General features: G+C 52.2%; 2 rRNA genes. Both read right to left on the bottom strand.

Annotated elements, in window-relative coordinates:
- A 5S ribosomal RNA gene (rrf, locus tag ACODRW_RS24195) occupies positions 1 to 75 on the bottom strand; the annotation flags it as partial.
- Between the two features lie 123 nt (positions 76 to 198).
- Positions 199 to 3,087: ribosomal RNA gene (locus tag ACODRW_RS24190) — 23S ribosomal RNA — on the bottom strand.
- Between the last annotated feature and the right edge of the window lie 194 nt (positions 3,088 to 3,281).

Here is a 3,281-nt window from a genome sequence, read left to right as displayed (position 1 = left end):
ATCATCGGCGCTAAGGCGTTTCACGGTCCTGTTCGGGATGGGAAGGCGTGGGACCACCTCGCTATGGCCACCAGACATAAACTGGTACAAACTTGAAGAAGCCTAGGTCGATACTCGATCAACCCACATATATTCGGTATTCAATTGTGTCGCACAACCACCATCTCGTCACTCGGTTTCCCAAGCCACTCAAATGATAGGATCAAGCCTCACGAGCAATTAGTATCGGTTAGCTTAACGCCTCACAGCGCTTCCACACCCGACCTATCAACGTCCTGGTCTCGAACGACTCTTCAGGAGGGTCAAGCCCTCAGGGAAGTCTCATCTTCAGGCGAGTTTCCCGCTTAGATGCTTTCAGCGGTTATCTCTTCCGCACTTAGCTACCCGGCAATGCGACTGGCGTCACAACCGGTACACCAGAGGTGCGTCCACTCCGGTCCTCTCGTACTAGGAGCAGCCCCCGTCAAACTTCCAACGCCCACTGCAGATAGGGACCAAACTGTCTCACGACGTTTTGAACCCAGCTCACGTACCACTTTAAATGGCGAACAGCCATACCCTTGGGACCGGCTACAGCCCCAGGATGTGATGAGCCGACATCGAGGTGCCAAACACCGCCGTCGATGTGAACTCTTGGGCGGTATCAGCCTGTTATCCCCGGAGTACCTTTTATCCGTTGAGCGATGGCCCTTCCATTCAGAACCACCGGATCACTATGTCCTGCTTTCGCACCTGCTCGACTTGTCGGTCTCGCAGTTAAGCTACCTTTTGCCATTGCACTATCAGCACGATTTCCGACCGTACCTAGGTAACCTTCGAACTCCTCCGTTACACTTTGGGAGGAGACCGCCCCAGTCAAACTGCCTACCATGCACTGTCCCCAATCCGGATCACGGACCAAGGTTAGAACCTCAAACACACCAGGGTGGTATTTCAAGGACGGCTCCATGAGAACTAGCGTTCCCACTTCATAGCCTCCCACCTATCCTACACAAGTCTGTTCAAAGTCCAATGCAAAGCTACAGTAAAGGTTCACGGGGTCTTTCCGTCTAGCAGCGGGGAGATTGCATCTTCACAAACACTTCAACTTCGCTGAGTCTCAGGAGGAGACAGTGTGGCCATCGTTACGCCATTCGTGCGGGTCGGAACTTACCCGACAAGGAATTTCGCTACCTTAGGACCGTTATAGTTACGGCCGCCGTTTACTGGGGCTTCGATCAAGAGCTTGCACCCCATCACTTAACCTTCCAGCACCGGGCAGGCGTCACACCGTATACGTCCACTTTCGTGTTGGCACAGTGCTGTGTTTTTGTTAAACAGTCGCAGCCACCGATTCTCTGCGACCTCTCAAAGCTCCTCCCGCAGGGGATTCACTCTAAGAGGCATACCTTCTCCCGAAGTTACGGTATCAATTTGCCGAGTTCCTTCTCCTGAGTTCTCTCAAGCGCCTTAGAATTCTCATCCTGCCCACCTGTGTCGGTTTGCGGTACGGTTCTTATGCAGCTGAAGCTTAGTGGCTTTTCCTGGAAGCGTGGTATCAGTCACTTCAGGTCCGTAGACCCTCGTCATCACGTCTCGGCCTTAAGGGGCGGCGGATTTGCCTACCACCCCAGCCTACCGGCTTAAACAGACTATTCCAACAGTCTGATGACCTAACCTTCTCCGTCCCCACATCGCACTGCATAAAAGTACGGGAATTTTAACCCGTTTCCCATCGACTACGCTTTTCAGCCTCGCCTTAGGGGCCGACTCACCCTACGCCGATGAACGTTGCGTAGGAAACCTTGGGCTTTCGGCGAGCGGGCTTTTCACCCGCTTTATCGCTACTCATGTCAGCATTCGCACTTCTGATATCTCCAGCATCCCTTACGAGACACCTTCACAGACCTACAGAACGCTCCCCTACCATCTGCACTTACGTGCAAATCCGCAGCTTCGGTTATCAGTTTGAGCCCCGTTACATCTTCCGCGCAGGACGACTCGACCAGTGAGCTATTACGCTTTCTTTAAATGATGGCTGCTTCTAAGCCAACATCCTGGCTGTCTATGCCTTCCCACCTCGTTTACCACTTAACTGATCATTTGGGACCTTAGCTGGCGGTCTGGGTTGTTTCCCTCTTGACGATGGACGTTAGCACCCACCGTCTGTCTCCCATGCTCGCACTTTCCGGTATTCAGAGTTTGCCATGGTTTGGTAAATCGCAATGACCCCCTAGCCATAACAGTGCTTTACCCCCGGAAGTGATACATGAGGCACTACCTAAATAGTTTTCGGGGAGAACCAGCTATCTCCGAGTTTGTTTAGCCTTTCACCCCTATCCACAGCTCATCCCCTAGTTTTGCAACACTAGTGGGTTCGGACCTCCAGTGCGTGTTACCGCACCTTCATCCTGGCCATGGATAGATCACTCGGTTTCGGGTCTACGCCCAGCAACTAAAGCGCCCTATTCGGACTCGGTTTCCCTACGCCTCCCCTATTCGGTTAAGCTCGCTACTGAACGTAAGTCGCTGACCCATTATACAAAAGGTACGCAGTCACGGAACAAGTCCGCTCCCACTGTTTGTATGCATCCGGTTTCAGGTTCTATTTCACTCCCCTCCCGGGGTTCTTTTCGCCTTTCCCTCACGGTACTGGTTCACTATCGGTCGATCATGAGTATTTAGCCTTGGAGGATGGTCCCCCCATCTTCAGACAGGATTTCTCGTGTCCCGCCCTACTTATCGTACGCCTAGTCCTTGGAATGCGTTTTCGTGTACGGGGCTATCACCCACTATGGCGGTCCTTTCCATGAACCTTCCACTAACACAATCCATAACACGTACAGGCTCTTCCGCGTTCGCTCGCCACTACTAACGGAATCTCGGTTGATTTCTTTTCCTGCAGCTACTTAGATGTTTCAGTTCGCTGCGTTCGCCTCCTCAGACCTATGGATTCAGTCTGGGATCTCCTTGCGGAGGGGTTTCCCCATTCGGACATCGCGGGATCAAAGCTCTATTGCCAGCTCCCCCGCGCTTTTCGCAGGCTTACACGTCCTTCTTCGCCTATGATCGCCAAGGCATCCACCAGATGCACTTAGTCGCTTGACCCTATCATTTCAGTAACCTAGATCACCAAAACAACAAGTGTGTTTGTGCGACGACTACACCGCCCCTTTTGATATGGCGACGTAGCCTAGATACAATCAAATACCCAAGATGACGATCCGTCCACGTAAAGAGTTAACTCTACGCTTCCTTCTCGCCGTCTTTATATATTCGGCTTCTTCAGTTTGTTAAAGATC

This window comes from Chromobacterium sp. FG89 (assembly GCF_057808735.1).
Note: the sequence above shows the minus strand (reverse complement) of the source record. Positions and strands in the feature narration are given on the sequence as shown.